This window comes from Methylophaga sp. (assembly GCF_965655755.1).
Classification (GTDB): Bacteria; Pseudomonadota; Gammaproteobacteria; order Nitrosococcales; family Methylophagaceae; genus Methylophaga.
Genome location: NZ_CBFHHW010000071.1, coordinates 1 through 1,475, shown reverse-complemented (window position 1 = coordinate 1,475; position 1,475 = coordinate 1). Strand labels below are relative to the sequence as shown.

The window sequence follows — 1,475 nt, the reverse complement described above, 5'->3', positions numbered from 1 at the left end:
CACGTAACTCTAACCTGCTGCACCGTCCGGTTGGTCTGGGCATCATGGGCTTCCAGGATGCACTGTACAAACTGCGTATGCCCTACAGCTCAGAAGAAACCGTTAAGTTCGCTGATGAGTCAATGGAAGCCGTCAGCTACTACGCGATTGAAGCCTCTTCTGATTTGGCCGCTGAGCGTGGTAAATACCAATCCTACGAAGGCAGCTTGTGGAGCAAAGGCATTCTGCCGATTGACTCTATCAAACTGTTGCAGGAAGCGCGTGGCGAATACCTGCAACAAGATGATAGCCAAACTATGGATTGGGACGCGTTGCGTGACAAAATTAAACGTCAGGGCATGCGTAACTCCAACACCATGGCGATTGCACCGACAGCGACCATTTCCAACATCTGTGGCGTCAGTCAGTCAATCGAGCCGACCTATCAAAACATTTTCGTGAAATCGAACCTGTCAGGTGAATTCACCGTCATCAACCCCTACATGGTTGAAGACTTGAAAGCACGTGACCTGTGGGACGAAGTCATGATCAATGACCTGAAATACTTCGATGGCAGTCTGCAAAGCATCGACCGTATTCCTGACGAACTGAAAGCGCTCTACACCACTGCATTCGAAATGGATGCGCGCTGGTTGATTGAAGCCGCCTCTCGTCGTCAGAAATGGATTGATCAGGCACAAAGTCTCAACCTGTACATGGCTGAACCATCAGGTAAGAAGATGGACAACCTGTACAAACTGGCTTGGGTACGTGGCCTGAAAACCACTTACTACCTGCGTTCAATGGGTGCGACCGGTGCTGAGAAAACAAGCTCTGCCCCTACTCCGCCACCCTCAGCGCAAAAGCCAACTGGCCCAACACCGGTCGCTAGCGGTCCATCAGCATCGCCTGTTGCCAGCAGCCCGGCGCCGAGTGCCCCATTAGCCAGTGCAGCCGCAGATCCCGAGGAATTCCTGGGTGAAGGTATGGAAGCACCGCAAGCGTGCTCAATTTTGGAACCAGATTGCGAGGCATGTCAGTAATGTTGAATTGGGACGATCCATTCTCAGCACCGATAGCCGGTACTGAAGAAACAAAACAAGAAGAAGCCAAGCCGGCAGAACCGGCGGCCAATGATCTCAGCGAAGCCCCGGCCAGAGCTGAGGTCACAGAAATGCCGCTGAACAACGCCAAAGCGATTAACGCCGACGACAAACGCGTTATCAATGGTGAAGCCGATATCAATCAATTGGCACCGTTCAAATACCCTTGGGCATGGAATTACTTCCTCAATGCCAACAAGAATCACTGGACACCGCTTGATATCAACATGGCACAAGACGTTCATGACTACCGTCATAAACTGACGCTGGAAGAACGTCACGTCTATGAAAACGTGCTGTCTTACCTGACTACGTCCGATATTCTCGCCATGCGTAATATCGGTCTGGCGGTCATGGAAAAAATGACCGCACCTGAGCTGCAAATCTATCAGG

General features: G+C 51.3%; 1 protein-coding gene and 1 pseudogene. Both read left to right on the top strand.

Features of this window, described 5'->3' with window-relative positions:
* Positions 1–1,022: pseudogene (locus tag ACTF5U_RS12390) on the top strand (ribonucleoside-diphosphate reductase subunit alpha); the annotation flags it as partial.
* A partial coding sequence (locus ACTF5U_RS12385) for a ribonucleotide-diphosphate reductase subunit beta (RefSeq protein WP_438971940.1) occupies positions 1,022–1,475 on the top strand: 454 nt, incomplete at its 3' end. The pseudogene ACTF5U_RS12390 and the gene ACTF5U_RS12385, both read left to right, overlap by 1 nt.